Annotated in this window: 23 protein-coding genes and 2 pseudogenes; 18 read left to right on the top strand and 7 right to left on the bottom strand. The window is 59.9% G+C overall.

Features of this window, described 5'->3' with window-relative positions; genetic code table 11:
* The first annotated feature begins 164 nt into the window (after positions 1–164).
* The 17 genes and pseudogenes from urtA (at position 165) to ureG (ending at position 14,472) form a co-directional block, all read left to right on the top strand.
* Positions 165–1,457 carry an urea ABC transporter substrate-binding protein gene (gene urtA, locus EV281_RS12345; RefSeq protein WP_132653394.1) on the top strand — a complete coding sequence of 431 codons (1,293 nt, stop codon included), beginning with the start codon at positions 165–167 and terminating at the stop codon, positions 1,455–1,457.
* A gap of 106 nt (positions 1,458–1,563) precedes the next feature.
* Positions 1,564–3,183, top strand: a complete 1,620-nt coding sequence (urtB, locus tag EV281_RS12350; protein WP_132653395.1) for an urea ABC transporter permease subunit UrtB — start codon at positions 1,564–1,566, stop codon at positions 3,181–3,183.
* Positions 3,180–4,244: pseudogene (gene urtC, locus EV281_RS12355) on the top strand (urea ABC transporter permease subunit UrtC); the annotation flags it as partial. The gene urtB and the pseudogene urtC, both read left to right, overlap by 4 nt.
* A 102-nt stretch (positions 4,245–4,346) precedes the next feature.
* The gene (gene urtD, locus EV281_RS12360; RefSeq protein ID WP_132653397.1) at positions 4,347–5,102 is read left to right on the top strand and encodes an urea ABC transporter ATP-binding protein UrtD; all 756 of its coding nucleotides are present in this window, start codon (positions 4,347–4,349) and stop codon (positions 5,100–5,102) included.
* Between the two features lies 1 nt (position 5,103).
* The gene (gene urtE / locus EV281_RS12365) at positions 5,104–5,799 is read left to right on the top strand and encodes an urea ABC transporter ATP-binding subunit UrtE (protein WP_132653398.1); all 696 of its coding nucleotides are present in this window, start codon (positions 5,104–5,106) and stop codon (positions 5,797–5,799) included.
* A gap of 175 nt (positions 5,800–5,974) precedes the next feature.
* Positions 5,975–6,799 (top strand): urease accessory protein UreD, encoded by an 825-nt coding sequence (locus tag EV281_RS12370; RefSeq protein ID WP_132653399.1) that lies wholly within the window; start codon positions 5,975–5,977, stop codon positions 6,797–6,799.
* 20 nt (positions 6,800–6,819) lie between these two features.
* Entirely contained in the window at positions 6,820–7,122 is a 303-nt protein-coding gene (locus EV281_RS12375; protein WP_028751899.1) for an urease subunit gamma, read from the top strand.
* Between the two features lie 10 nt (positions 7,123–7,132).
* On the top strand, positions 7,133–7,384 hold the full coding sequence (locus tag EV281_RS12380; protein WP_132653400.1) for a DUF1272 domain-containing protein: 252 nt from the start codon (positions 7,133–7,135) through the stop codon (positions 7,382–7,384).
* A gap of 10 nt (positions 7,385–7,394) precedes the next feature.
* On the top strand, positions 7,395–7,700 hold the full coding sequence (locus EV281_RS12385; RefSeq protein ID WP_132653401.1) for an urease subunit beta: 306 nt from the start codon (positions 7,395–7,397) through the stop codon (positions 7,698–7,700).
* A gap of 28 nt (positions 7,701–7,728) precedes the next feature.
* Complete coding sequence (locus tag EV281_RS12390) at positions 7,729–8,139, top strand: lysozyme inhibitor LprI family protein (protein WP_132653402.1); 411 nt, start codon at positions 7,729–7,731, stop codon at positions 8,137–8,139.
* Positions 8,140–8,155: 16 nt separating this feature from the next.
* Positions 8,156–8,779 (top strand): Urease operon accessory protein, encoded by a 624-nt coding sequence (locus EV281_RS12395; RefSeq protein ID WP_132653403.1) that lies wholly within the window; start codon positions 8,156–8,158, stop codon positions 8,777–8,779.
* 3 nt (positions 8,780–8,782) lie between these two features.
* Positions 8,783–10,495 (top strand): urease subunit alpha, encoded by a 1,713-nt coding sequence (ureC, locus tag EV281_RS12400; protein ID WP_132653404.1) that lies wholly within the window; start codon positions 8,783–8,785, stop codon positions 10,493–10,495.
* Between the two features lie 24 nt (positions 10,496–10,519).
* Positions 10,520–11,183 (top strand): annotated as a pseudogene (locus EV281_RS12405) (TIGR02117 family protein).
* A gap of 408 nt (positions 11,184–11,591) precedes the next feature.
* Positions 11,592–12,455, top strand: a complete 864-nt coding sequence (locus EV281_RS12410) for a GGDEF domain-containing protein (RefSeq protein WP_132653406.1) — start codon at positions 11,592–11,594, stop codon at positions 12,453–12,455.
* An 85-nt stretch (positions 12,456–12,540) separates the two neighbouring features.
* Complete coding sequence (gene ureE, locus EV281_RS12415) at positions 12,541–13,095, top strand: urease accessory protein UreE (protein ID WP_132653407.1); 555 nt, start codon at positions 12,541–12,543, stop codon at positions 13,093–13,095.
* A gap of 6 nt (positions 13,096–13,101) precedes the next feature.
* Positions 13,102–13,773, top strand: a complete 672-nt coding sequence (locus EV281_RS12420; RefSeq protein ID WP_132653408.1) for an urease accessory protein UreF — start codon at positions 13,102–13,104, stop codon at positions 13,771–13,773.
* 87 nt (positions 13,774–13,860) lie between these two features.
* Positions 13,861–14,472 carry an urease accessory protein UreG gene (gene ureG / locus EV281_RS12425; protein ID WP_132653409.1) on the top strand — a complete coding sequence of 204 codons (612 nt, stop codon included), beginning with the start codon at positions 13,861–13,863 and terminating at the stop codon, positions 14,470–14,472.
* Between the two features lie 4 nt (positions 14,473–14,476).
* Here the strand turns inward: ureG and EV281_RS12430 are convergent, their stop codons facing one another.
* Entirely contained in the window at positions 14,477–15,163 is a 687-nt protein-coding gene (locus tag EV281_RS12430) for a Crp/Fnr family transcriptional regulator (RefSeq protein ID WP_132653410.1), read from the bottom strand.
* Positions 15,164–15,274: 111 nt separating this feature from the next.
* Positions 15,275–15,472, bottom strand: a complete 198-nt coding sequence (locus EV281_RS12435; protein WP_132653411.1) for a hypothetical protein — start codon at positions 15,470–15,472, stop codon at positions 15,275–15,277.
* A 153-nt stretch (positions 15,473–15,625) separates the two neighbouring features.
* On the opposite strand from EV281_RS12435, the gene EV281_RS12440 reads away from it, so the two are divergent.
* Positions 15,626–16,687 carry a LacI family DNA-binding transcriptional regulator gene (locus EV281_RS12440; protein WP_132653412.1) on the top strand — a complete coding sequence of 354 codons (1,062 nt, stop codon included), beginning with the start codon at positions 15,626–15,628 and terminating at the stop codon, positions 16,685–16,687.
* A 57-nt stretch (positions 16,688–16,744) separates the two neighbouring features.
* On the opposite strand, the gene EV281_RS12445 is transcribed toward EV281_RS12440, so the two are convergent.
* The 5 genes from EV281_RS12445 to EV281_RS12465 form a co-directional block, all read right to left on the bottom strand.
* Positions 16,745–20,065: an efflux RND transporter permease subunit gene (locus EV281_RS12445; RefSeq protein WP_132653413.1), complete on the bottom strand. Its 3,321-nt coding sequence runs from the start codon at positions 20,063–20,065 to the stop codon at positions 16,745–16,747.
* Positions 20,066–20,079: 14 nt separating this feature from the next.
* Positions 20,080–21,312, bottom strand: coding sequence for an efflux RND transporter periplasmic adaptor subunit (locus tag EV281_RS12450; protein WP_132653414.1), 1,233 nt, complete (start codon positions 21,310–21,312; stop codon positions 20,080–20,082).
* A gap of 512 nt (positions 21,313–21,824) precedes the next feature.
* A complete protein-coding gene (locus EV281_RS12455; RefSeq protein ID WP_132653415.1) occupies positions 21,825–22,796 on the bottom strand; it encodes an ABC transporter substrate-binding protein in 972 nt (323 codons plus the stop codon).
* A gap of 54 nt (positions 22,797–22,850) precedes the next feature.
* Positions 22,851–23,984, bottom strand: coding sequence for an ABC transporter permease (locus EV281_RS12460; protein ID WP_132653416.1), 1,134 nt, complete (start codon positions 23,982–23,984; stop codon positions 22,851–22,853).
* Positions 23,981–24,865 (bottom strand): ABC transporter permease, encoded by an 885-nt coding sequence (locus EV281_RS12465; RefSeq protein WP_132653417.1) that lies wholly within the window; start codon positions 24,863–24,865, stop codon positions 23,981–23,983. Before EV281_RS12465 ends, EV281_RS12460 begins: the two co-directional genes overlap by 4 nt.
* Positions 24,866–24,904: the final 39 nt, after the last annotated feature.

The raw sequence follows: 24,904 nt of genomic DNA on the forward strand, positions 1-24,904 counted from the left end.
CCGGGGCTTAAGAGTGCGGTGCTGCGCAAACCTGCACATTTAGCCCCGTCGGCTACGTCAATCGACGTATACGGTTTTGCGATGCAGCACCCGATAGTTCTTTAAGCAACAGTTAATCACCGTTTCCGGCCTGTTGCGGAACAAGAAGAGGGGAGTTCAACCAGATGAATCTCAGATCCACACTTACGGGCGCGACGCTCGGCGCGGTCATGGCCGCATCGGCCGCCTTACACGGCGCGGTTGCTGCCGACGACACGATCAAAGTCGGCGTTTTGCACTCGCTTTCCGGCACGATGGCGATTTCCGAAACGACGCTGAAAGACGCCATGCTGATGCTCATCGACGAGCAGAACAAGAAGGGTGGCCTTCTCGGCAAGAAGCTTGAAGCCGTCGTCGTCGACCCGGCGTCCGACTGGCCGCTCTTTGCCGAAAAGGCGCGTGAGCTGATCGAGAAGGACAAGGTTGCGGCCGTCTTCGGTTGCTGGACCTCCTCTTCGCGCAAGTCCGTCCTGCCTGTATTCGAAGAGCTGAACTCGCTGCTCTTCTACCCGGTCCAGTATGAGGGTGAGGAATCCTCGCGCAACATCTTCTACACGGGTGCTGCTCCGAATCAGCAGGCGATCCCGGCCGTCGACTACCTGATGAACACCGAAGGCGTGAAGCGCTTCGTGCTCGAAGGCACCGACTACGTCTATCCGCGCACGACCAACAAGATCTTGGAAGCCTATCTCGAATCCAAGGGTATTCCGAAGGAAGACATCCTGATCAACTACACGCCGTTCGGCTTCTCCGACTGGCAGACGGAAGTTTCCAAGATCAAGGAATTCGGTTCGGCCGGCAAGAAGACCGCTGTCGTCTCCACCATCAACGGTGATGCCAACGTTCCTTTCTACAAGGAACTCGGCAACCAGGGCGTCAAGGCAACCGATATTCCTGTTGTCGCCTTCTCGGTCGGCGAAGAAGAGCTTGCCGGTCTCGACACCAAGCCGCTCGTCGGCCACCTGGCAGCCTGGAACTACTTCGAATCGGTCGATACGCCGATCAACAAGAAGTTCATCAAGGAATGGCACGCCTTCACCAAGAACGACAAGCGCGTGACCAACGACCCGATGGAAGCCGCCTATATCGGCTTCAACGCCTGGGTTAAGGCCGTCCAGGCCGCCGGTACCACCGATACCGACGCGGTTCTCGACCACATTATTGGCGTCTCCGTCCCGAACCTCTCCGGCGGTACCGCAACTGTCATGCCGAACCACCACATCACCAAGCCGGTGCTGATCGGTGAAATCCAGGCCAACGGCCAGTTCGAAATCGTCCAGCAGACCCCCGAGGTTGTCGGCGACGAATGGTCCGACTTCCTGCCGGACTCCAAGGACCTGATTTCCGATTGGCGCAAGCCGATGAACTGCGGCAACTTCAACGTTGCCACCGGCAAATGCGGCGGCAAGGGTTCCTGAGTTAGCCCGTCCGGCATGAGCCACAAGACTTCCGTCCGGGTTTCAGATCCGGACGGAAGCTTCGTCCCCAGCGGTTGCTGCTACGACAATTTAGGCGGGAAAGCCGATGTATCGCGCCATCAAGATCTTTCTTTTGACCATCTGCCTAGCATTCATGGGGCTGACGACTGCCCTAAAGGCTCAGGACGACGTTCACGCTCTTGTCGATGCGCTCGGCGTCGGCGGTTTTCCGGAGCGTGAAGCGGCCATCAAGGCACTTGTCGCTTCCAAGGATGCGCATGTCAGCCAGATATTGCAGCAACTGAGCGACGGCCTTCTCTACGTCAACGCCGACGAGGGCGGCCCTGTCCTTGTGCAGGGTGGCACGGACGACGAGCCGACCTATTCCGATCCGCTGACCGGTGAAGCCGTTGCCGACATCGATCCGGATACGATGTCGAAGGTGAAGATCAATAATTCAGTGCGTACGCTCATCGGGACGATGATGAGCCAGATGACGCTTCTGAGCCCTGATCGCGGCGCCCGTCTTGCGGCAGCCCAGGGGCTTTTGAAGGATGCCGATCCTGCCAACCTCGATCTGCTCACCTCGGCTTTGGCGGATGAGAAGGACGCCGAGATCAAGAGCACGATGGAGACTGCTCGCGCGGTGATGGTGCTAAAGAGCAATGTGAGCGCCGATAAAAAGCGGCAGGCGATCGATACGGTAGCTGCCCGCGGCGGCCGCGATGCGCTGACCATTCTGACCACGGCGCTGGCAACCGCGCCTGACGATCTCAAGCCTGCCATCCAGGCGCATATTTCCACCATCAACCGCAGCCTGGCCCTCTGGAACATCGTCCAGAACGTCTGGTACGGCTTCTCACTCGGCTCGGTGCTGCTGCTTGCCGCCATCGGCCTCGCCATCACATTCGGCGTCATGGGCGTCATCAACATGGCACATGGCGAAATGGTGATGATCGGCGCTTACACGACCTATGTCGTGCAGGAATACATCGCCTCGGCCTTCCCCGGCATGGCGGATTACTCGCTGGCCTTCTCGGTGCCGGCCGCTTTCATCTTCACGGGCTTCGTCGGTCTCATCATCGAACGAACCGTCATACGCTATCTCTACGGCCGGCCGTTGGAAACGCTGCTGGCCACCTGGGGCGTGTCGCTGATCCTGCAGCAAGCTGTGCGCACGGTCTTCGGCCCCACTAACCGTGAGGTTCGCAATCCAAGCTGGATGTCGGGCGCTTTCGATTTCGGTGGTCTGTCGATCACCTGGAACCGCTTGTGGATCATCGTCTTTTCGATGGCGGTGTTCGTGGCGCTGCTGATGCTGCTGAAGCGCTCTGCCTTTGGCCTGCAGATGCGCGCCGTCACGCAGAACCGACGCATGGCATCGTCCATGGGTATCCGCACCGGCTGGGTCGACGCCTTCACCTTCGCGCTCGGATCCGGCATTGCCGGCATGGCGGGTGTGGCGCTCTCGCAGATCGACAACGTCTCGCCGAACCTCGGTCAGAGCTACATCATCGACAGTTTCATGGTCGTCGTCTTCGGCGGCGTCGGCAATCTCTGGGGCACTCTGGTCGGCGCGCTGTCGCTCGGTGTCGTCAACAAGTTCCTCGAGCCCTTCGCCGGCGCCGTGCTTGGCAAGATCCTGGTGCTCGTCCTGATCATTCTCTTCATCCAGAAGCGTCCGCGCGGGCTCTTCGCACTCAAAGGAAGGGCGGTGGAAGCATGATTACGGCCTTCCTTCTCCGGTCTCTCGATCGCCGAATCTCCATTGCCATCGCTATCCTGCTGGTCGTCGCGGTTCTGGTGCCGGTGCTCAATCTGGCGACGTCGGCGGACAATCCATTGCATGTGCCGACCTATATCATGGCACTGTTCGGCAAGTATCTGACCTATGCGCTGCTGGCGCTGGCGCTTGATCTCGTCTGGGGCTTCTGCGGCATTCTCTCGCTCGGTCACGGCGCCTTCTTCGCGCTCGGCGGTTATGCGATGGGCATGTATCTGATGCGTCAGATCGGTTCTCGCGGCGTCTATGGAGATCCCATCCTGCCCGACTTCATGGTCTTCCTGAACTGGAAGGAGTTGCCATGGTTCTGGTACGGCTTCGACCAGTTCTGGTTTGCAGCGCTGATGGTGCTCGTCGTGCCCGGTCTGCTCGCCTTCGTCTTCGGCTGGTTCGCCTTCCGCTCTCGCGTCAACGGCGTGTACCTCTCGATCATCACGCAGGCCATGACCTATGCGCTGCTGCTCGCCTTCTTCCGCAACGACATGGGTTTCGGCGGCAATAACGGCATGACGGACTTCAAGGATATCCTCGGCTTCAGCGTGCAGGCCGATGGCACGCGTGCGACGCTCTTTGCGGCAACCGCGCTCCTCCTGGCATTGTCGCTGATGATCGCCTCGGCGATCGTGCGCTCGAAATTCGGCAAGGTGCTGGTCGGTGTGCGTGACGCGGAAAGTCGCACGCGCTTCCTCGGCTACCGGGTCGAGCATTTCAAGCTCTTCACCTTTGTCGTCTCGGCGATGATGGCAGGCATTGCAGGCGCACTCTACGTGCCGCAGGTCGGCATCATCAATCCCGGCGAATTCGCACCAGCCAACTCCATCGAAGTTGTCATCTGGACGGCCGTCGGGGGGCGCGCGACGCTGATCGGGCCGATCATCGGCGCCATCCTCGTCAATGGCGGCAAGACGATCTTCACCGGCCTCTTCCCCGATTACTGGCTGTTTGCGCTTGGCGGCCTCTTCGTGCTCGTCACGCTGTTCCTGCCGAAAGGCATCGTCGGCACGATCGCCCGGTATCTTGGCAAGCGGAAGCCGGTCGTAAACGGTGTGACGCCTGTCGCCGCCGAAGAGGGTGTCGAAGCAAAAATCCAGGCTGCGGAGTAGACCATGATCCCCGACGTCAAACCCAACAGCGTGCTCTATCTCAGCGGTGTCTCGGTCTCCTTCGACGGGTTCAAGGCGCTGAACTCGCTCTCCATCGTCATCGAACCCGGCGAACTCCGGGCGATTATCGGACCAAACGGTGCCGGCAAGACGACGATGATGGATATCATCACCGGCAAGACCCGTCCGGATGAGGGCGAGGTCTTCTTCAACGGCAATATCGATCTCACCAAGAAGGACGAGGCCGATATTGCCCAGCTTGGCATCGGCCGGAAGTTTCAGAAGCCGACGGTCTTCGAAGGCCATACGGTCTGGGACAATCTGGAACTGGCGCTCAACCGTCGGCGCACGGTGTTTTCGACCCTGTTCTATCGTCTCTCAGGAGAGGACAAGGACCGTATCGAGGAAATCCTGGAGACGGTGCGGCTGACGCATCGCCGCGATGAGCTCGCGGCCAATCTGTCGCATGGCCAGAAGCAGTGGCTGGAGATCGGCATGCTTCTGGCGCAGGAGCCGAAGCTCTTGCTCGTCGACGAACCGGTGGCCGGCATGACCGATGCCGAGACGGCGGAAACGGCGATCCTGCTCAAGGACATCGCCAAAACGCGGTCTGTCGTCGTCGTTGAGCACGACATGGGCTTCATTCGCGATCTCGGTGTGAAGGTTACCTGTCTTGCCGAAGGTTCAGTGCTGGCCGAAGGATCCATTGATTTCGTCAGTAACGATCCGAAGGTAATCGAGAACTATCTGGGACGCTGAGATGCTGACAGTCGAAAACGCAAATCTTCACTATGGTGCTGCCCAGGCGCTGCGGGGCATCTCGATCAAGGCTGAGATGGGAAAGATCACCTGTGTGCTTGGGCGCAACGGTGTGGGCAAGAGTTCACTGTTGCGCGCAGTCACCGGCCAGCATCCGATATCGGCGGGAACCATCACCTTCAACGATGCGAAGCTCAATGGCTTGCCGCCTTTTGCCCGCGCCAAGCAGGGTATCGGCTATGTGCCGCAGGGGCGTGAAATCTTTCCGCTGCTGACCGTCAAAGAAAACCTCGAAACTGGCTTTGCTCCGCTTGGCCGCCGCGACCGCAACATCCCGGATGATATCTTCAGTCTTTTCCCGGTACTGAAGTCGATGTTGTCGCGTCGCGGCGGCGATCTTTCGGGCGGACAGCAGCAGCAGCTGGCGATTGGCCGGGCGATGGTCACGCGACCGAAAATCCTTGTGCTCGACGAGCCGACCGAGGGTATCCAGCCTTCTATCATCAAGGATATCGGCCGAGCGATCCGTTACCTGCGCGATTCCACCGGAATGGCAATCCTGCTGGTCGAACAGTATCTCGATTTCTGCCGCGAGCTTGCCGACTATGTCTACATCATGGATCGCGGCGAGATCGTTCACGAAGGTCGTGCCGAGACGCTGGACACGCCGGAAGCGCGCCGCCATCTAACCGTATGATCTTTCTGACCAACGCGCCGGCAGATGCCGCATTTTGTGGCAGATGTGCTTCCGCGCCATCCTACAGCCCGTGGGGCATGGACTTTCGGAAAGCGGCACGGGACTTGCTTTGTTGCGGTCAACAGACACATTCAACGCGAGACGCCAGACAGGATGGCATCTGCACGGGGGTGGCATGACAGGCGCGGCGGCGGGCATCACGAGACCGCAGAGAGCGGAAGGACGAGGGCATCTTGCTGCCAAGGTGCAGGGCGGGCGTACGCGGATTCAGGAGCTTTATCAGGAAGGTGCGGCAAAGATCCGCCTGCCGGATACGTTCGATGCCTCGATGGAGGCTGTCATCATCAATACGGCCGGCGGGCTGACCGGCGGTGACAGGATGAACTGGAGCATATCGGCTGGAGCGGGTACGCGCATCAATGTGACGACGCAGGCCTGCGAGAAGATCTACAAGGCATCGGCCGGTACGGCCGAGGTGACGACGCAGATCGAGGTCGGGCCGGGTGCTCGCGTCGACTGGCTGCCGCAGGAGACCATTCTTTTCGATCGCGCTTCGCTGTTTCGTCGTCTGGATGTCGATCTCGACGACAGCGCGGAGTTCCTCGCGGTCGAAGCCATCCTGCTCGGCCGCACCGCCATGGGCGAGACGATGGAGACGGGCCTGTTTCGCGATCGCTGGCGCATTCGCCGCTCGGGCCAACTTGTTCATGCCGAGGAACTGCGCCTTTCCGATGCAGTGGCGCTGCTTGCGGCAGAGCAGGCTGTGCTTGGCGGGCAGGTGGCCTTTGCGACGGTGCTTTATGCGGGGGCGATGTCGGAAGCCTATCTCGCCAGGGTGCGGCCGCTGATGGACGGACATATGGGCGGAGCAAGCGCCTGGAATGACAAGCTCATCGTGCGTCTTGCCGCGCCCGATGGTTTTGCGCTGAGAAAAATCCTGATCCCGATCATTTCCGCCTTGCGCAACGGAGCGCCTGTGCCGAAAGTCTGGAATCTATGAGTTCAATAAGCGGGTAGACGATGAACCTCACTCCGAGAGAAAAAGACAAGCTGTTGATTTCCATGGCGGCCATGGTGGCGCGGCGGCGGCTGGAGCGCGGCGTCAAGCTGAACCATCCGGAAGCGATCGCCCTCATCACCGATTTCGTCGTCGAAGGCGCCCGTGACGGCCGCCCGGTCGCAGAACTGATGGAGGCCGGTGCCCATGTCATCAGCCGGGATCAGGTGATGGAAGGCATTGCCGAGATGATCCATGACGTGCAGGTCGAGGCGACATTCCCTGACGGCACGAAGCTTGTGACCGTGCACGAACCGATTCGCTGAGGAGCGCAACATGCTGGACCTTCGACCCAATTGCGAATGCTGCGACAAGGACCTGCCGCCTGACAGCGCGGAGGCGATGATCTGCACCTTCGAATGCACCTTCTGTGCCGATTGTGTCGCCGATGTGCTCAAGGGGGAGTGCCCGAATTGCGGCGGCAATTTTGCGGCGCGGCCGATCCGGCCTGCGTCGAAGCTGGAAAAATATCCGGCTTCCACGAAGCGTGTTCTGAAGGCCGAGGGCTGCGCGCCCAAGGTGGCTTAAGGAGAGATAGATGATCCCTGGCGAAATCATTGCCGCTGATGGCGAGATCGAGCTCAACGCCGGTGCGCCGACCCTGACGATCGAGGTGTCCAATACGGGTGACCGTCCGGTGCAGGTCGGCAGCCATTATCATTTTGCCGAGACCAATGCCGGCCTGTCCTTCGATCGCGACAAGGCGCGCGGCATGCGGCTCGATATTCCCGCCGGTACGGCCGTGCGCTTCGAGCCCGGCCAGACCCGGTCAGTGACGCTGATACCGCTCTCCGGCAAACGCGAGGTCTACGGCTTCCGTCAGCTCGTCATGGGCCGGCTCTAAACACAAGAAAAAATGACGGAGGAAATACATGCCCTTGAAGACGGGACTCATCGGTGCAGCCATGATGCTGCTTGCCGCCAGCGCTGCTCATGCCGAAGACGCGGACTGCGAGAATGCGCAGACGCAGGCAGACATGACCAGTTGCGCACAGGCGCGTTATGACAAGGCCGACAAGGGGCTTAATGCCCAATACAAGCTTACGCGCACCGCTATGGTAGCGATCGACAAGGATCTCGACGGTGACATGAAGGGTGCCGAACAGGCGCTCCTCAAGGCACAGCGCGCCTGGATTACCTATCGCGACGCCCAATGTGAAAATTATGGTTTCCAGGCCCGTGGCGGCACGATGGAGCCGATGCTGGTTGCAGGCTGCCTTGCTGACCTGACCGACCTCAGGACCAAGGAGCTCAAGGAACTCGCGGACGGGATGGGCCAGTAAGGTGGGCAGGACAATCATGATTGTTGGCAACGGCGAAGTGGGAGAGGGAGGGGCAGAGACCATCAATGCTGCCGACTTCGTCATCCGCTTCAACGAATGCCGCTCCTATGGCGCCGGTGGCACGCGTACCGATGTGGTCGCCGTGTGCAATACCGGCCGGCCGGGCAGAGCGATGATCGGCTCCGAGAGCTGGCGCACCCATCCAGGTACTGTCGACGCATCGGAAGTCTGGAGCGTGCGGGACCCCGAGAAATTCGCGGCTATGCGTGCTCCGCTTGCCGTCTCGCATCCGGAGCTCGATGACTTCTGCGATGACTATACGAGTCAATTCAACGACTTCTGCATGCAAACTGGCAAGTTACATCGGGTCGTTGACAAACAGATTCATGAAGGCGTCGACAGGGCGCTTTCTGCGTTCTCACCAGCGCCCTACGTCGTGCCGAGCAGCGGTATGATCGTGATCGGCGAGGTGCTCGACAGATTTCCCGATGACGAGGTGACGCTTGCAGGCTTCGGCCATGTGGGCTGGGAATGGCATCCCTTCGCCGCCGAGAAGCAGCTCGTCGACTCCTATATTGCAGCCGGCCGTCTGAGGCGGCTTGCCGGAAAACCGCTCGTCTCTTCCTCCCAAGGAGCCTGATAGATGCCCTACAAGATCTCGCGCGCGGCTTACGCCGGCATGTTCGGTCCGACCACCGGCGACAAGGTCCGCCTTGCCGATACGGAGCTTATCATCGAGATCGAAAAAGACTTCACCACCTATGGCGAAGAGGTGAAGTTCGGCGGCGGGAAGGTCATTCGCGACGGTATGGGCCAGAGCCAGATGACGCGGGCTGGCGGGGCGGTCGATACCGTCATCACCAATGCCGTCATCATCGACCATACGGGTATCTACAAGGCCGATATCGGCCTGAAGGACGGGCGTATTGCGGCGATCGGCAAGGCCGGCAATCCGGACATGCAGCCAGGAGTCAACATTATCGTCGGTCCGGGCACCGAGGCTATTGCCGGCGAGGGCAAGATCCTGACCGCCGGCGGCATGGACAGCCACATCCATTTCATCGCGCCGCAGCAAATCGAGGAAGCGCTGATGAGCGGCCTGACCTGCATGCTCGGCGGCGGCACCGGGCCGGCGCATGGCACGCTTGCGACCACCTGCACGCCCGGCCCCTGGCATATAGCGCGCATGATCGAGGCTGCCGATGCCTTCTCGATGAATCTTGCCTTTGCCGGCAAGGGCAATGCCTCGCTGCCAGGCGCGCTGCAGGAAATGGTGCTTGCCGGCGCCACTTCGCTGAAGCTGCACGAGGACTGGGGCACGACACCAGGCGCCATCGACTGCTGCCTGTCGGTTGCCGACGAATATGATGTGCAGGTGATGATCCATACGGATACGCTGAACGAGAGCGGTTTCGTGGAAGACACGATCGGCGCGATCAAAGGCCGTACCATCCATGCGTTCCATACCGAAGGCGCCGGCGGCGGCCACGCGCCTGACATCATCAAGATCTGCGGCCAGCCGAACGTCATTCCCTCGTCCACCAATCCGACGCGGCCCTATACAGTCAACACGATCGCCGAGCATCTGGACATGCTGATGGTCTGCCATCACCTGTCGCCGTCGATCCCCGAGGATATCGCCTTCGCCGAGAGCCGTATCCGCAAGGAGACGATCGCAGCCGAAGACATCCTGCACGATATCGGCGCTTTCTCGATTATCTCGTCGGATAGCCAGGCTATGGGCCGTGTCGGCGAAGTGCTGATCCGCACCTGGCAGACGGCCGACAAGATGAAACGCCAGCGTGGTCGTCTGAAAGAGGAAAAGGGCGACAACGACAATTTTCGCGTTCGCCGTTACGTCGCCAAATACACGATCAATCCGGCGATCGCGCACGGCCTGTCGCATGAGATCGGCTCCATCGAAGTCGGCAAGCGCGCCGACCTCGTCCTCTGGAACCCGGCCTTTTTCGGCGTGAAGCCGGATATGGTCCTGCTCGGCGGCTCGATCGCCGCTGCACCGATGGGTGATCCGAATGCCTCGATCCCCACACCGCAGCCGGTGCATTATCGGCCGATGTTTGCCTCCTTCGGCAAGAGCCTAACGAATTCTTCGGTCACGTTCGTTTCGCAGGCCTCGCTCGATGCCGGCATCAAGGGGCGCCTCGGCGTCGCCAAGGATCTTGTTGCTGTCAAGAACACGCGTGGCGGCATCTCCAAGGCATCGATGGTTCACAATGATCTGACGCCCGAAATCGAGGTCGATCCCGAAACTTATGAAGTGCGGGCAAATGGCGAGTTGTTAACCTGCGAACCGGCAACGGTGCTGCCAATGGCGCAGCGTTATTTCCTGTTCTGAGAGGCCGTTTCGTCTATGGACGGTATGAAGCTGGCGGTGCGGTGGCTGATACGGGCACTCGCACTGCTTGGCCGGCGGCACGTTCATTCGGAGGCCGCTGTTCGTCGCGGCCGAAGCCTCTTCCGGTTTGACGCCCTCGCAACGTATTCTGATGCTTTCAGGGCCGATCCACACGGATATTGCGATCCCGCTCGATGACCGGCTTCGGATGTCGTTTGCGTTCCTGGAAGATGCCGGTATTCCGGTGAGTGATCCAGCCGCGCATTGGCTGATCTTCGGATGGGGCGGCCGGTCCTTTTATTTGGAGACACCGACCTGGGCTGATCTGAAGCCAATGCCGGTGTTTCGCGCTCTGACGATCGACCGGTCGGTGATGCATGTCGATGTTGCCGGCGACATCTCCGAAACCCACCCCGCGGTGACTGTTCTCATTGTCGATGGTGAGCGGTTCGAGCAGTTGCTCGGATTCGTCGACGATAGTTTCATCCGGGAGAACGGGACGGTGCTGCCGATCGGGGACCGGGGATACGGAGACTACGACAGATTTTTCGAGGCGAAGGGATATTTCAATGCGCTGTTTGGCTGCAACACGTGGACCGCATCTGCATTGCGGACAGGCGGCTTACGGACAGGTTCCTGGAATCCTCTGCCGCAGACGCTGATACTTTCGCTTCGGCTTTATAACTGAAGTATAATAGTAGTCCTGTAAATTTGGCGCCGCTGAGACTGCTGCGTTATTTTCCGTTTTGACCCTTGTCTTTTTGAAACGCCGCTCCCCGTCGCGGTCCTTAAAGTGAAATCCGAGCATTGCACTCCATTGGGTTGTATAAATCAGAAAATGGACTATGATTTTTCGGCCATAGACCATTCTGAAACAGGCCTTGAACACGCTCTATGAAGTCGTTTTAAAATCAATTGCTTAGTTCTGTTTCTCATTATGGTAATTCCTGTCTCGAAAAGCTGCACCTCCTGCTAGAAAAAACAGATTGCCCGAATCCCCTGGAATCACTCGAATTTTAGCGATTGGATTAAGAACCCCGCAGCAATTGCGACCCTATCAATGCCCAGGAAACGCTGGGCAGGAAGGTCGATTCTCATGGAAAACTGGATATCGCTTCAGGCTGAACTTGGTAGTTTCGAACATCGCAGAACCGTTTATGCTTTTGCGCTGAAGATGAGTTTTCTGGCGGTCATTATGTCCGGCTTTATCATCCTGGTTATACTGCCTCCGCTCAACTTCATGGGATTGCTGCCGACCACCCTCGGCCATGCCATGATCTTTGCCATCGTCCTCTCCTGGCTTATCGGCGGAATGGTGTCGGGCGTGTTGTCGCTCGTCGCAGGCTTCGCCATCCATGACCTGACCATTTCGCGTGCCGAGTTCGAAAAGCTCAGCCGTACCGATACACTGTCCGGACTGTTGAACCGGCGCGCTTTCACTGACGCTTTGGATAAGGTGGAAGGGGACGCTTGTCTCGCCATTTTCGACGTCGATCGTTTCAAGACGATCAATGACCGCTTCGGCCACGGCTGCGGGGACGCTGTCATTACTGCCGTCTCGGCCATGCTTTCCGCAGCCTTTGACGGCACGTCGGTTGTCGCGCGGCTCGGCGGTGAGGAATTCGGCGTCGTCGTTCAAGGCGGGACGCCAGAAGAGCGTGTGGCACGCCTCGAAGGCGTGCGGGCACAGATTGCCGCGCGACCGATCCCGGCGGATGGGCATGATGTCACCATCACGATCTCAGGTGGTATTGCCGATCTTCATGAGGGACGCGACAAGGAGGCGGTCTATGCCTCTGCCGACAAGGCGCTCTATCTCGCCAAGGCGCTCGGCCGTAATCGTGTCGTTCATGAGCGGGAAGGGCTGAACCATGCCTGGCATGGGCTCGTCGAAAATGGTCTCGGCGTACAGGGTGTCGGGCCTGACGAGGTGAGCTTGTTGCAGGCATCCGGAATCTAGGCCAGCCGTTTACGAAACGTGCATTGGTGCTTGCATCGCGAAGGGCTATTTTGCATGGTCTAGGTCCCAGTTTAACGGATATGTCATGCAGCGCGTCACATCTTATCTTCCCGCCGGTACCCCTTCCTCCCATCCGACTGCACAGGTCAAGCTGCCGCACGATCTGCGGCACCTGCGTCGCAAGCTCCTGCATCTGGAGAACGGCGAGATGGTCATGCTCGATCTCAAAGAGCCGGTGCTTTTTGCCAATGGCGATATGCTGGTGCGCGATGACGGCGAGCTGATCGAGATTCTTGCCGCCGACGAGAAGCTGTTCGAAATTCGCGGCCGCGACCGCGCGCATCTGATCGAACTCGCCTGGCATCTCGGCAACCGCCATCTCGCTGCGCAGATCGAAGAGGATCGCATTCTCATCCTGCGCGATCATGTCATCCGCACCATGCTGCAGGGACTGGGTGCGATGGTGCTCGATATCAACGAGCCCTTCCAGCCGGCCCGCGGCGCCTATCATTCCCATGGCGGGCATTCGCACGGGCATGACCATCATGATCACGACCACGATCACCATGATCACGGGCGTGATCATGAACATGGGCACGATCATCATGATCACGGCCATCATCACCACAAGCACGATTGACGCCCGATGGATCGGGGTGGCGAGCTGCAGGCTCTGCTGCGCCTGACGGCGTGGCTATCGCCGGCTTTTCCTGTCGGTTCCTTCGCCTATTCCGGCGGCCTGGAGCGGGCGGTGGCGGATGGGCTTGTCGGGGATGCGGACATGTTGCGGCGCTGGCTGCAGACGATGATTGGTAATGGCTCCGTTTGGAACGATGCAGTGCTCTTTGCCGAGAGCCATCGGAGCCATGGTGACGCAACCCGCCTTGCGGAACTCGCCGACCTTGCGGCGGCGCTGGCCGGTTCGCGAGAGCGACATCAAGAAACGATGCTGCTTGGCGAGGCCTTTCTCACAGCTGCGCAAGCCTGGCCGGACGATGTGTTCGAGCGGCTGCCGAAGAAGGCCGCCTATCCGATTGCTGTCGGTGTGGTAACAGGGGCGCATGGCATAGCGCTGGAGAAGGCTCTCGCCGGGTTTCTGCATGCCTATCTCTCCCAGTCCGTCTCTGCCGGCATCCGACTCGGAGTCGCAGGGCAGAAGGACGGCCTCGCCATTCTCTCCCGACTGGAAGAGCATGTGATCGATATAGCCGCGCGTGCAGCCCGCTCCAGCCTTGACGACCTTGGTTCGGCGAGTGTTCAGGCGGATATCGCCGGGCTTCGCCACGAGACGCAACAGACGAGACTATTCCGTTCGTAAGCAACGCTTATCCGCGCACCTGCGTCATTTGACGGTGGCGCGAAACTGACGCTTCGTTATCATCTGACTTCGATTGGAGTGAGACATATGAAATCAAGAAACGGACCCTTGCGTGTTGGCATCGGCGGGCCAGTAGGCTCGGGCAAGACGGCGCTCACCGAAAAGCTCTGCAAGGCGATGCGCGACGATTATTCCGTCGCGGTCGTGACCAATGATATCTACACGACCGAGGATGCAGAGGCGCTGGTGCGCATGCAGGCGCTGCCGTCCGAGCGCATTGTCGGCGTCGAGACTGGTGGTTGCCCACATACGGCGATCCGTGAGGATGCGACGATCAACCTGCAGGCCATTGCCAACCTCAACGAGCGTATTCCGGATCTCGATGTGGTCTTCATCGAATCGGGTGGCGACAATCTGGCCGCGACCTTCTCGCCGGATCTGGCCGATATCACCATCTACGTGATCTCCGTCTGCCAGGGTGAGGAGATTCCGCGCAAGGGCGGGCCGGGGATTACCCGATCCGACCTTCTCGTCATCAACAAGAAGGATCTGGCGCCCTATGTTGGTGCTGACCTTGAAGTCATGGAGCGGGACGCGACGCGCATGCGGGCGACCCGCCCCTTCGTCTTCTCCGATATGAAGCGTGGCGACGGGATCAATTCGATCGTCGATTTCCTAAGGGTGCAGGGCGGGCTCTAAAGGCTCAAATCTTTCTCAACGCGTTGACATCGTTGATGGCGATGAAGCGACCGCGTACCGTCACGCCAGTCGATTTCAGCGTCGAGAATGCACGTGAGAGCGCCTCCGGCGCTAGCCCGAGTTTGCGGGCTAGCAGGTTCTTCGGGAAGGGCAGCCGCAGCGAGGCCGTTGCCGGTCCTTCCTCTACGCAATGGGAGAGAAGGTAGTGCGCCACGCGCTGCGGCGCCGTCTGCATGCGGTCGTTGGCGAGGCATTCCATCGTCGACAGCAGGTGCAGCGACAGGCTGCGCATGATTGCGGTCCCAATCCGGGGGTGTTCCGCCAGGAGCGCGCGTACCTTGCCGATGTGGAAGCGGGCAAGCATCGTGTTGTCCATCGACTGGGCTCCATAACGATAGGTGCCACCGGCCTGGATAAGACATTCTGCGAAAGTGTCGCCAGGCTCGCAGATACGCATATCCGCCTCGCGACCCTCTCCGTTCAGACGAAAGAGTCGGACGTACCCCTCCAGCACGCTATAGAAATAGATGCCAGGTTCGCCTTCCTGGAAGAGAATGTCGTGGGAAGCAGACGTCACCACCGTGGAACAGGCGCGCAGCGCCTCCGTTTCCTCGCTATCCAACTCGGCGAATATTCCGGCTCTGGAAAGCAGCGCGCGCTCGCGGTTGCTCGGCATCAGCATCCTGTTCATGTTCCGGCCTCAGGCGGCGGTCAAAGCCGCAGATATCCCTCTTGATGCCAGAATAGGGGAAGCGAAGCGCGGGGGAATTGATTTTGATCAAACGCTGCAGTTGTGCGCACTTTATCGAGGGGTCTGGTCGGTCGGAATGGTGAACGACCAGGCATCCGGGCGTTTGCGGCCGCCAATGAATCGGGGCGCGAAAGGCAGGAAGACAAAGAGGCGCTTGCCACGCTCGGTCTCCACAACGGGCCTGACGTAACTCGGGTTCCCCCAGCGGTCCTCATAGAGATCCTTGAATAGCGAACTGATCGGGATCATTGTTTCATTCTCCGTTTATTGAATCGATTCAACATGTGAATAGAGTTATTGAACCGATTCAATTTTTCTCCTGTCGCTGAGAAATGTCAAGTTTCTTTTGAATCGATACAATCGTTTGCTAGAGTGCGGAATAGATACCTGCAAGGAGCTGTCTTGGCTAAAGGGCATGTAAGGTTGGCTGACGTCGCCAGGGCGGCGGGTGTATCGCAGGGCACGGCGTCGAATGTTTTCAGCCGTCCAGACGTGGTCCGGGAAGAAGTGCGGGAGCGGGTGCTCAATGTCGCTCGCGAACTCGGTTACCGCGGTCCTGATATCAAGGGCAGGTTGCTGAGGGCAGGGCGGGTGAACGCGATCGGCGTCGCGGCTGTCGAACCGCTCACCTATTTCTTCGACGATCCCTGGGCGCGGTCGTTAATGACGGCGATCGGCGAGGTTTGCGATGCCAGCGGCACCGGCATTGCCGTCGTATCGGCGATGAACGAGGAGCGGCTTGCCTGGAACATCAACAGCGCGCTCGTCGATGGCTTCATCCTGCTCTGTGTGGAAGGGGGAGAGAGGCTGGTCGAGCTCACCCGTCAGCGGCAACTGCCGTTCATCGCGCTCGCGCTCGGCATAGAGGATGCGACCATCCCGGCAATCGGCATCGACAATGTCTCCGGAGCCGCCGCGGCCGCGCGGCATCTGCTGGAGCTCGGGCACCGGAACATTGCGATCCTATCAATCGGCGATGTGGATGGCCTCGTTGGCCCGATTGCGCCGGAGCGGGTGGACCCTGAAATGGAAGCGACGCCGCGCGACCGCATGCATGGCTACTGGCAGGCGTTGGCGGAATACGGCATCTCCCGCGAGGCGGTTCCGATACAGGGGACGTTGCATGACAGACCGAGCACGCTGACGGCAATGGCGGCGCTGTTCTCGTCCGACACTCCGCCGACGGCTATTCTGGCGATGTCGGACAAGGTTGCACTCTATGCCATACAGTGGCTGGCCGAACGCGGGCTCAAAGTACCCGAGGACGTTTCAATCGTCGGCTTCGATGGCGTGCCGGAAGCTGCGACCTCCTTGCCGCGGCTGACCACGGTCGCGCAGCCCTTTGCCGAGATTGCACGACGTTCGGTAACGGCAATCCTCGAAAATGCGCTGCCCAAAGACCATGAGGCGCTCGATCTCGAACTTGTCGTAAGGGACAGTACGGCGCCGCCACGCTCGCGCTAGACATGGAAAACAAAAAGGCCGGGTCGATGCCCGGCCTTTTCTCTCGTGGTATTCGGTTTACTCGGCCGCGAAAGGCGGCAGGCGCAGCACGTTAGTTTCGTTGGCAGTCTTGCGCTTGCTTTCCGGCTTCTCGATGGCGTCCAGGCGTTCTTCGAGGGTTTCGATCGTATTCCGGCTGGTCTTGAGTTCGCGTGTCAGTTCCTCGCGCGACATGGCCAGTTCTTCCTCTTCCTTTTTACCAACGAGGCGGCCGAACAGCCAGCCAAGCAGTCGGGACAGGTCGTCCATGATCAGGAAGAAGGAGGGGACGACAACGAGCGAGAGCACCGTCGAGACGATGATGCCGCCGATCACGGCAATCGCCATCGGCGCGCGGAAGGAGCCGCCTTCGCCGACGCCGAGCGCAGACGGCAGCATGCCCGCCGACATGGCGATCGAGGTCATGATGATCGGGCGGGCGCGCTTGCGGCCGGCTTCCACCATGGCATGAACGCGTTCTAGGCCGTGCCGCTTCATTTCGATGGCGAAATCCACCAGCAGGATGGCGTTCTTCGTCACGATGCCCATCAGCATCAGGATACCGATCAGAACCGGCATCGACAGTGCGTTCTGAGTGACGATCAGCGCCGCGGCCACGCCGCCGATGGCAAGCGGTAGCGAGAACAGGATGGTGAAGGGTTGGATCACGTCCTTGAAGAGCAGGATCAGCACGACGAGAACCAGCAGCAGGCCCATCAGCATGGCGTTGCCGAAATTGCCGACCAATTCGGCCTGCACCTTGGCGTCACCGCTTTCGGCCAGATGCACCGTTTTCGGCAGGTTCGTCTCCGAGACAATGCGTTTGAACTCGCCCGACGCTGTATCGAGCGCCGTGCCGAAGGGCACGTCGGAGCCGATGGCGACGACGCGGTTGCGGTTGTTGCGCTTGATCGAGCTGGGGCCTTCCGAATAATCGATGTCGGCGACGCTGTAGAGCGGCACGGAGGCGCCGCTTGAGGTCTTGATCTTCAGCGCCCGAATGGAGGCCAGATCGCGGCGGACATCGAGCGAGGTCTGGACGCGGATCGGAATCCGCCGGTCATCGAGCGAGATCTTGGCAAGGTTTGCGTCGATATCGCCGATCGTGGCAACACGAACCGTCTCCGAAATCTGCTGCGGCGTGATGCCGAGCCGCGATGCCTCGGCCATGCGCGGACGGATCTGCAGTTCCGGTCGTGGCAGGGCGCCTTCCGAAGAGACGTTGGCGAGGATCGGCGAAGCGCGCAGCTTGGATTCAAGCAGGCTCACCGCATCGTTCAGATCCTGTTCGTTGGACGAAAGGAAATTGAAGGTAAGATCCCGTTCTGCGCGGTCGTTGACCTTGGAGATGCGCGCATCCGGGATGGAACGCACCGCGGCGAAGATATCCTTCTCCACATCCCACTGCGGACGCGTGCGGCCGTGCTCTTCCATCTTCGGGACGTACTGACCAACGAAGGGCAATGAACCGAGGCCCTTGTTCACGAGGGTCTTGACCAGCGAATGGTCGATATTGCCAAGGATGACGCGTATGGTGGCGCGACGCAACTCGAGATCGCCCTTCGGCGATGCGCCGCCAAGGACGAAGACGCTCTCGACGCCATCGATGCCGCGGACCGCATCATAGATCTTGTCGGTCGTTGCCGCTGTTTCATCGAGTGTCGCGTTCGGCGGCAGTTCGACTGACAGGACGACGCGCGAAGAGTCGTCCGGCGGCATGAAACTGCCCGGCACCTGGCTCAGAAGCATCATCGAGCCGATCAGGAAGCCGATGGCGGCAAGCAGCGTCGTGTAACGCCAGTACCATTTGCGGGTCGTACCGGTGACGAGGCGGGTATAGCCCTTCATCAGCAGGCCGTCATTATCCTGATGGTCTTCCATCCCGTCTTCGGCGCGCATCAGATAGGCGGCCATCAAAGGCGTGACGAGACGCGCTACCATCAGCGAGAAGAAGACGGAGAAGGCGACGGTTAGGCCGAACTGGATGAAATACTGGCCGGCAATGCCCGGCATGAAGGAAACCGGCACAAAGACGGCGATGATGGTGAAGCTGGTGGCGATAACGGCAAGGCCGATTTCGTCAGCAGCTTCGAGCGCCGCTCGATAGGGCGTTTTGCCCATCTTGATATGACGGGCGATGTTCTCGATCTCGACGATTGCGTCGTCGACCAGAATACCGGTCGCCAGCGTCAGCGCCAGGAAGCTCACGAGGTTCAGCGAGAAGCCCATGAGATCCATGATCCAGAAGGTCGGGATCGCAGACAGCGGTAAAGCGACGGCAGCAATCAGCGTCGCTCGCCAGTTGCGCAGGAAGAGGAACACCACGATAACGGCGAGGATCGAGCCTTCCATCAGCGTGTGGAGGGCTGCCTCATAGTTGCCGTAGGTGAAGTAGACGGAATCGTCGACCATCTGGATGGCGACATTGGGGTTTGCTTTGCGCACCTCGTCGAGGCTCGACGCCACGGTTTCGGCCACCGAGACCTCGCTGGCGCCCTTGGCGCGGAAGACAGCGAAGGTGACCGACGGCGTGCCGTTGAAGCGCGAGAAGGACTTCGGTTCTTCATAGGTGTCGGTGATGGTGCCAAGTTCGGAGAGCTTCACGAAACGACCGTTCGGGAGCGTGATCGAAGTCTCGGTCAGCTGCGCGACGCTGCGGGCGTCGCCGAGCGTGCGGATGGTTTGCTCATTGCCCGCCACCTGGCCACGGCCGGAACCAAGGTCAACGTTGGTACCGCGCAGCTGCTGGTTCACGTCGGCGGCATTGATGCCGTAGGCGTTCAGCTTGTCCTGATTGAGCGAGACGCGGATTTCGCGGTCCGAGCCGCCGTAACGGTCGATACGGCCGATGCCGGGCTGGCCCTGCAGGGCGCGCTTGACCGTGTCATCCACGAACCAGGAGAGTTCTTCGAGCGTCATGTTCGGGGAGGAGACGGCAAAGGTCTGAATCGCCTGGCCCTCGACATCGACCTTCGAAACGATCGGCTCTTCGATGCCAGCCGGCAGGTCGGAGCGGATCTTGTCGATCGCGTCTTTGGTGTCCTGCACGGCTTCGGCCGTCGGCTTCTCGATGCGGAAGACGACGACGGTCTGCGATTGGCCGTCGGTCACGGTCGATTGAATTTCATCGATGCCGCTGATCGAGGCAACGGCATCTTCGACTTCCTTCGTCACCTGCATTTCGAGCTCGGAGGGCGAGGCGCCGCTCTGTGTCACTGTGATGGAGACGACGGGAACGTCGATGTTCGGGAAACGGGTGATCGGCAGTGCGTAAAAGGCTTGGATGCCGACAAAGAGCAGCAACGCGAAGCCGAGCAGCGGCGCAATCGGATTGCGGATCGACCAGGCGGAGAAGTTCATGGAGCTAACCTCAGTCAGTTCGACGCAGCGGATTCTTCCGCCACCGGAGCGATCTTGTCACCGTCACGCACGAAGGCGCCGGCCTTGGCTACGACCACATCACCGTCCTTCAGGCCGCTGGTGATCTCCACAAAGCCGCTATCCTGGATGCCGGTTCCGATATCCACCTGCTTGACCACGTTATTCTCTACCTTGCGGGTGAAGGAGCCATTGCGGCTGGTATTAACGGCAGAAAGCGGCAGGGCGAGGGCATTGGTTTCAGCAATGATAATCTCGGCGCTGCCATACATGCCGGCCCGGGCGCCACTATCATCGTCGATGGCAATGTGAACCGCGCCGAGGCGCGTGGTCTGATCGACGATCGGGGCGACGAGCCGAACCTTGCCTTCGATCTTGGTGTTGCCGCCGGCGACGGTGACGATCGCCTTCTGGCCGACCTTGATCTTCTGGATGTCGGTTTCGGAGAGGTCGGCGACGAGTTCGATCGCGCCGTCCTTGATGACGGTGAACAAGGGATCGCCGTTCCCAGCAGCGATCGCGCCGATCTTGGCATTCTTGGCGGAAACCACACCGGCAACGGGTGTCTTCACATCCGTGCGGGCAAGCTTCAGATCGGCATCGGCGATCTGGCTGTCGACCACCTTGAGATCGGCCTCGGCAACCTGGATTGCCTGTTCGGCGGAGTTGACGCGGGCATTGGCAGCCGTGGCTGCGGCATCGGCCTGTTCGACCGTTGCGGTGGAGACGGTACCCTTCTTGCCCATTTCCTGGGCGCGGGCCTGCTGCTGGCGTGCCTGCTCGGCATTGGCCTGCGCTTCGACGAGTTGGGCGCGGAGCTGGGCAAGGGTCGCTTCACCCTTAGCCTTGGTTGCCATCATCTGGCTCTTCTGCAGCACCAGGGCATCGTCATTCAGGGTTGCAAGCGTGCTGTCGGCAGCAACTTCATCGCCGACATCGACGTTCAGCGCGCGGATGGAGAGGCCATCGACCTGAGGCTGGATATAGACCTCCTCGATCGGCCGGACCGTTCCGGTGCCGATCACCCGATCGACCAGCGGGCGCTCGGTCGCTTTGGTGACGACGATCGCCGGAAGGTTCTGCGGGGCCTGGGCCTGCGGCTGGGAGGCTTTGGGTTCCTGTGCGAATGCAGCCGGGACTGCAAAAGCAGCTGCAAGAAAGGTCGAGGCCGCAAAAGCGGCGACAAGAAAAGTGGAGGCGCGTAGTGATGCGTGCGGCTTGAGTGCCATGCGTCGTGGTCCAATCTCTTGACGGGATCGGCCGGACTCACGCGTCCTCAAACAGGTTCGCGGTCGGGCGAATGCCGTCTTCCAAATCTCAGAGGTATTTACCCGCATCCCGTTTGCCGGAACTCATCGTCCCTATCCAGCAAATTCGGCTAGTACGTGGTATCGATTTGCTCCACATGCAAGCCCGGCAGAAAATAATTCCCCGTGAGACACTATTAATTACCATTGCGGGGCTCATCAATCACCTCAGGGTTATGTGAACATGACGAAGATTGATCGGCCTGAACATCTTAAAGCGTGTCACGGTCATTCGTATCCGTTCTCACGCTTCAAGTTTCTGTTTTACGCATGTCGTTATCGCAATATCGGTGTCCGGTTTTGCGCGACATTCTATAGACGTTTGACGCCTGACAAATGCGACAGTTGCAAGGAGTTTTTTTCATTGGGTGCAAAAAAATAACAACGCGCGGGAAAATCTCCCCCGCGCGTTGTATTTCAGTATCGAGACGCTCTTACTTTGCGGCAGCGTCGGTGATGTCGTGAGTCCAGGCGCCCGACGGCTCCTTGTTGATGATCTTCTGGTCGAGCAGGGCCTTTGCCGTGCGATCGTAGAGCGTTGTGTCGAGCTTGCCGGTGCCGTCGCCAATCAGCTTGGCAACCTCGCCCATCATGCGCTTCTGGTGGTTTTCGTCCTGGCCCCCGGCATCGACAACGATTTCAGCCGCATCGTCCGGATTCTCCACGGCGTATTTCCAGCCCTTCATGGAAGCGCGGACGAACTTGACCATTTTCTCCTTGAAAGCCGGATCCTTCAGCTTGTCTTCCATCGCATAGAGGCCATCCTCCAGGAGGTCGTTGCCCATAGCGGTATAGTTGAAGACAGTGAGGTCTTCCGGCTTGAAGCCTGCATCGATCGCTTGCCAGTATTCGTTATAGGTCATGACCGAAATGCAGTCGGCCTGCTTCTGCAGGAGCGGCTGTACGTCAAAGCTCTGCTTCAGCACGGTGACGCCGTTAGCGCCGCCATCGGTCTTGAGGCCGAGCTTGTTCATCCAGGCGAAGAAGGGATATTCATTGCCGAAGAACCAGACGCCGAGCGTGTGACCCTTGAAGTCGGCTTCGGTCTTAACCGGACCGTCCTTGCGGCAGATCATTTCCATGCCGGACTTCTGGAAGGGCTGGGCGATGTTGACGAGCGGAACGCCCTTTTCGCGGGCAACCAGCGCGCCGCCCATCCAGTCGACGATCACATCGGCGCCGCCGCCGGCAATCACCTGCTCGGGAGCGATGTCAGGGCCGCCCGGCTTGATATCGACGTCAAGGCCTTCCTCTTCGTAATAGCCCTTGTCCTTGGCGACATAATAGCCGGCGAACTGAGACTGGGTGACCCATTTCAGCTGCAGCGTGACTTTGTCGGCGGCCATCGCGTGCGCCGCAGCAAGCGACATAGCGCTCGCCATCATTGCAACCATCAACTTTTTCATTTTCTTTTTTCCCTCTGAAGTTATGCCCAGGCCACTTGCGTGGCCAAGGCGCGCCTAACCACCACGGATAGACGGATGCCAGAAAGTCACCGCCCTTTCGGCAAGGGCGACGACACCATAGAAGATCGAGCCTGCGAGCGCCGCGACGGCGATCTCGGCCCAGACCATGTCGACATTCATGCGGCCGATCTCGGTGGAGATCCGGAAGCCCATGCCGACGATCGGCGTTCCGAAGAATTCCGCAACGATGGCACCAATCAGCGCCAGCGTCGAGTTGATCTTCAGTGCGTTGAAAATGAAGGGCATTGCGGCCGGAAGCCGAAGCTTTAGGAGCGTCTGCCAGTAATTCGATGCATAGGTGCGCATCAGGTCACGCTCCATGTTGCCAGAGGCGGCAAGTCCGGCGACCGTGTTCACCAGCATCGGGAAGAAGGTCATGATGATGACGACGGCAGCTTTCGACTGCCAGTCGAAGCCGAACCACATGACCATGATCGGAGCAACGCCGATCATCGGCAAGGCCGAAACCAGATTGCCGATCGGCAGCAGGCCACGACGCAGGAAGTCGAAGCGGTCCGCGAGGATGGCAAAGATGAAGCCGCTGATGCAGCCGACCGCATAGCCGATCAGCACCGCCTTGAAGATTGTCTGCCTGACATCTTCGCCGAGGATCGGCAGCGAACCTGCGATACGGGCCCAGATCGCGCTCGGTGGCGGCAGCAGCACGAAGGGAATGCCGGCACCACGGGTGATCGCTTCCCAGATGACGAGGATCCAAGCACCGAAGATTGCTGGGATCAAGAGGCGCAGCAGCCATTGGCCCGATGGTGTCTGAGGCTTCAGGTCCGAAAGCTCTGTCACGCAGCGCCAAGCGAGCAGCCAGCAGGCGGCGAGCAGCAGGAAGAAGGAAGTTCCAGCGAAACCTTCATTGCCCGCGAGCGTGCCGAGCAGCAGCCAGGTGGAGCCGTGGGCGCCGATGAAGAGGGCGGCTGCGACTGATATTGTCGACAGAGGCGCGAAGGAGATCAGTGCTGCGGCGCCGGCTAGAAGAGCGATCACAGCGACCGTGCCCGAGGATGGAGGCTGGGTGCCGCCCGCTGCAAAGAGCGGCAGCATGATCATGGCCCCGGCGACGAAGAGGAGGGCGACCAGACCCTGCCAAGACATGACGACCGGTTTCTGTTTCATGCCGGCCTCCTGCCCATGGCGCGGTCGACGATCCTGGCGGCAAGGCCGACGATGGCGACAAGGATCGCCGCAAGCACCGAGCCCGCCACTAGGGCCGCCCAGATATCGATTGTCTGGCTGTAATAGGAGCCGGCAAGCAGCTTCGAGCCAATACCGGCGACAGCACCGGTCGGCAGTTCGCCGACGATTGCGCCGACAAGGCTTGCGGCGATCGCCACCTTCATCGAGGTGAAAAGGAAGGGAATGGAGGCGGGTACGCGCAGTTTCCAGAAGGTTTGGGCGGCCGTGGCATTATAGGTGCGCATCAAGTCGAGATGCATGACCTCCGGCGATCGCAGCCCCTTCACCATGCCGACGGCGACCGGGAAGAAGGAGAGATAGGTCGATATCAGCGCCTTCGGGATCAGACCTGTGATGTTGATCGAGCCGAGAACGACGATGACCATCGGTGCGATTGCCAGGATCGGCACCGTCTGCGAGGCGATGATCCAGGGCATCAGGCTGCGGTCGAGCGCCTTGATATGGACGATGCCGACGGCAATGATGATGCCGAGCAGCGTACCGAGCGCAAAGCCGAGCACGGTCGAGGAGAGGGTGACGCCGGCGTGATAGACGAGGCTGCGGTTGCTCGAGAACTTTCTCAGAAAGGTATTTTCGAACACGTTCTGCGCCACCTGATGCGGCGCCGGTAGCAAGGGCTTCGGCTGGGACAGCGTCTTGCCGATGAATTCCATAGGCGTCGAGGTGACGTTGTTGCGCGTATCCATATCGCGCTGGAAGGGCGCGTTCATGAAGACGGCGGCGACGTACCATATCGCAACCAGCACCAGCAGTATGGTGAGGACGGGAACGATCTTGTCTTTGAGGCTGTCGGGTTTCATGCCGCCTCCCTCCCTGTGTGGAGGATGAGGTTACCCCCC

Source organism: Rhizobium sp. BK418 (assembly GCF_004341105.1).
Lineage (GTDB): Bacteria > Pseudomonadota > Alphaproteobacteria > Rhizobiales > Rhizobiaceae > Rhizobium.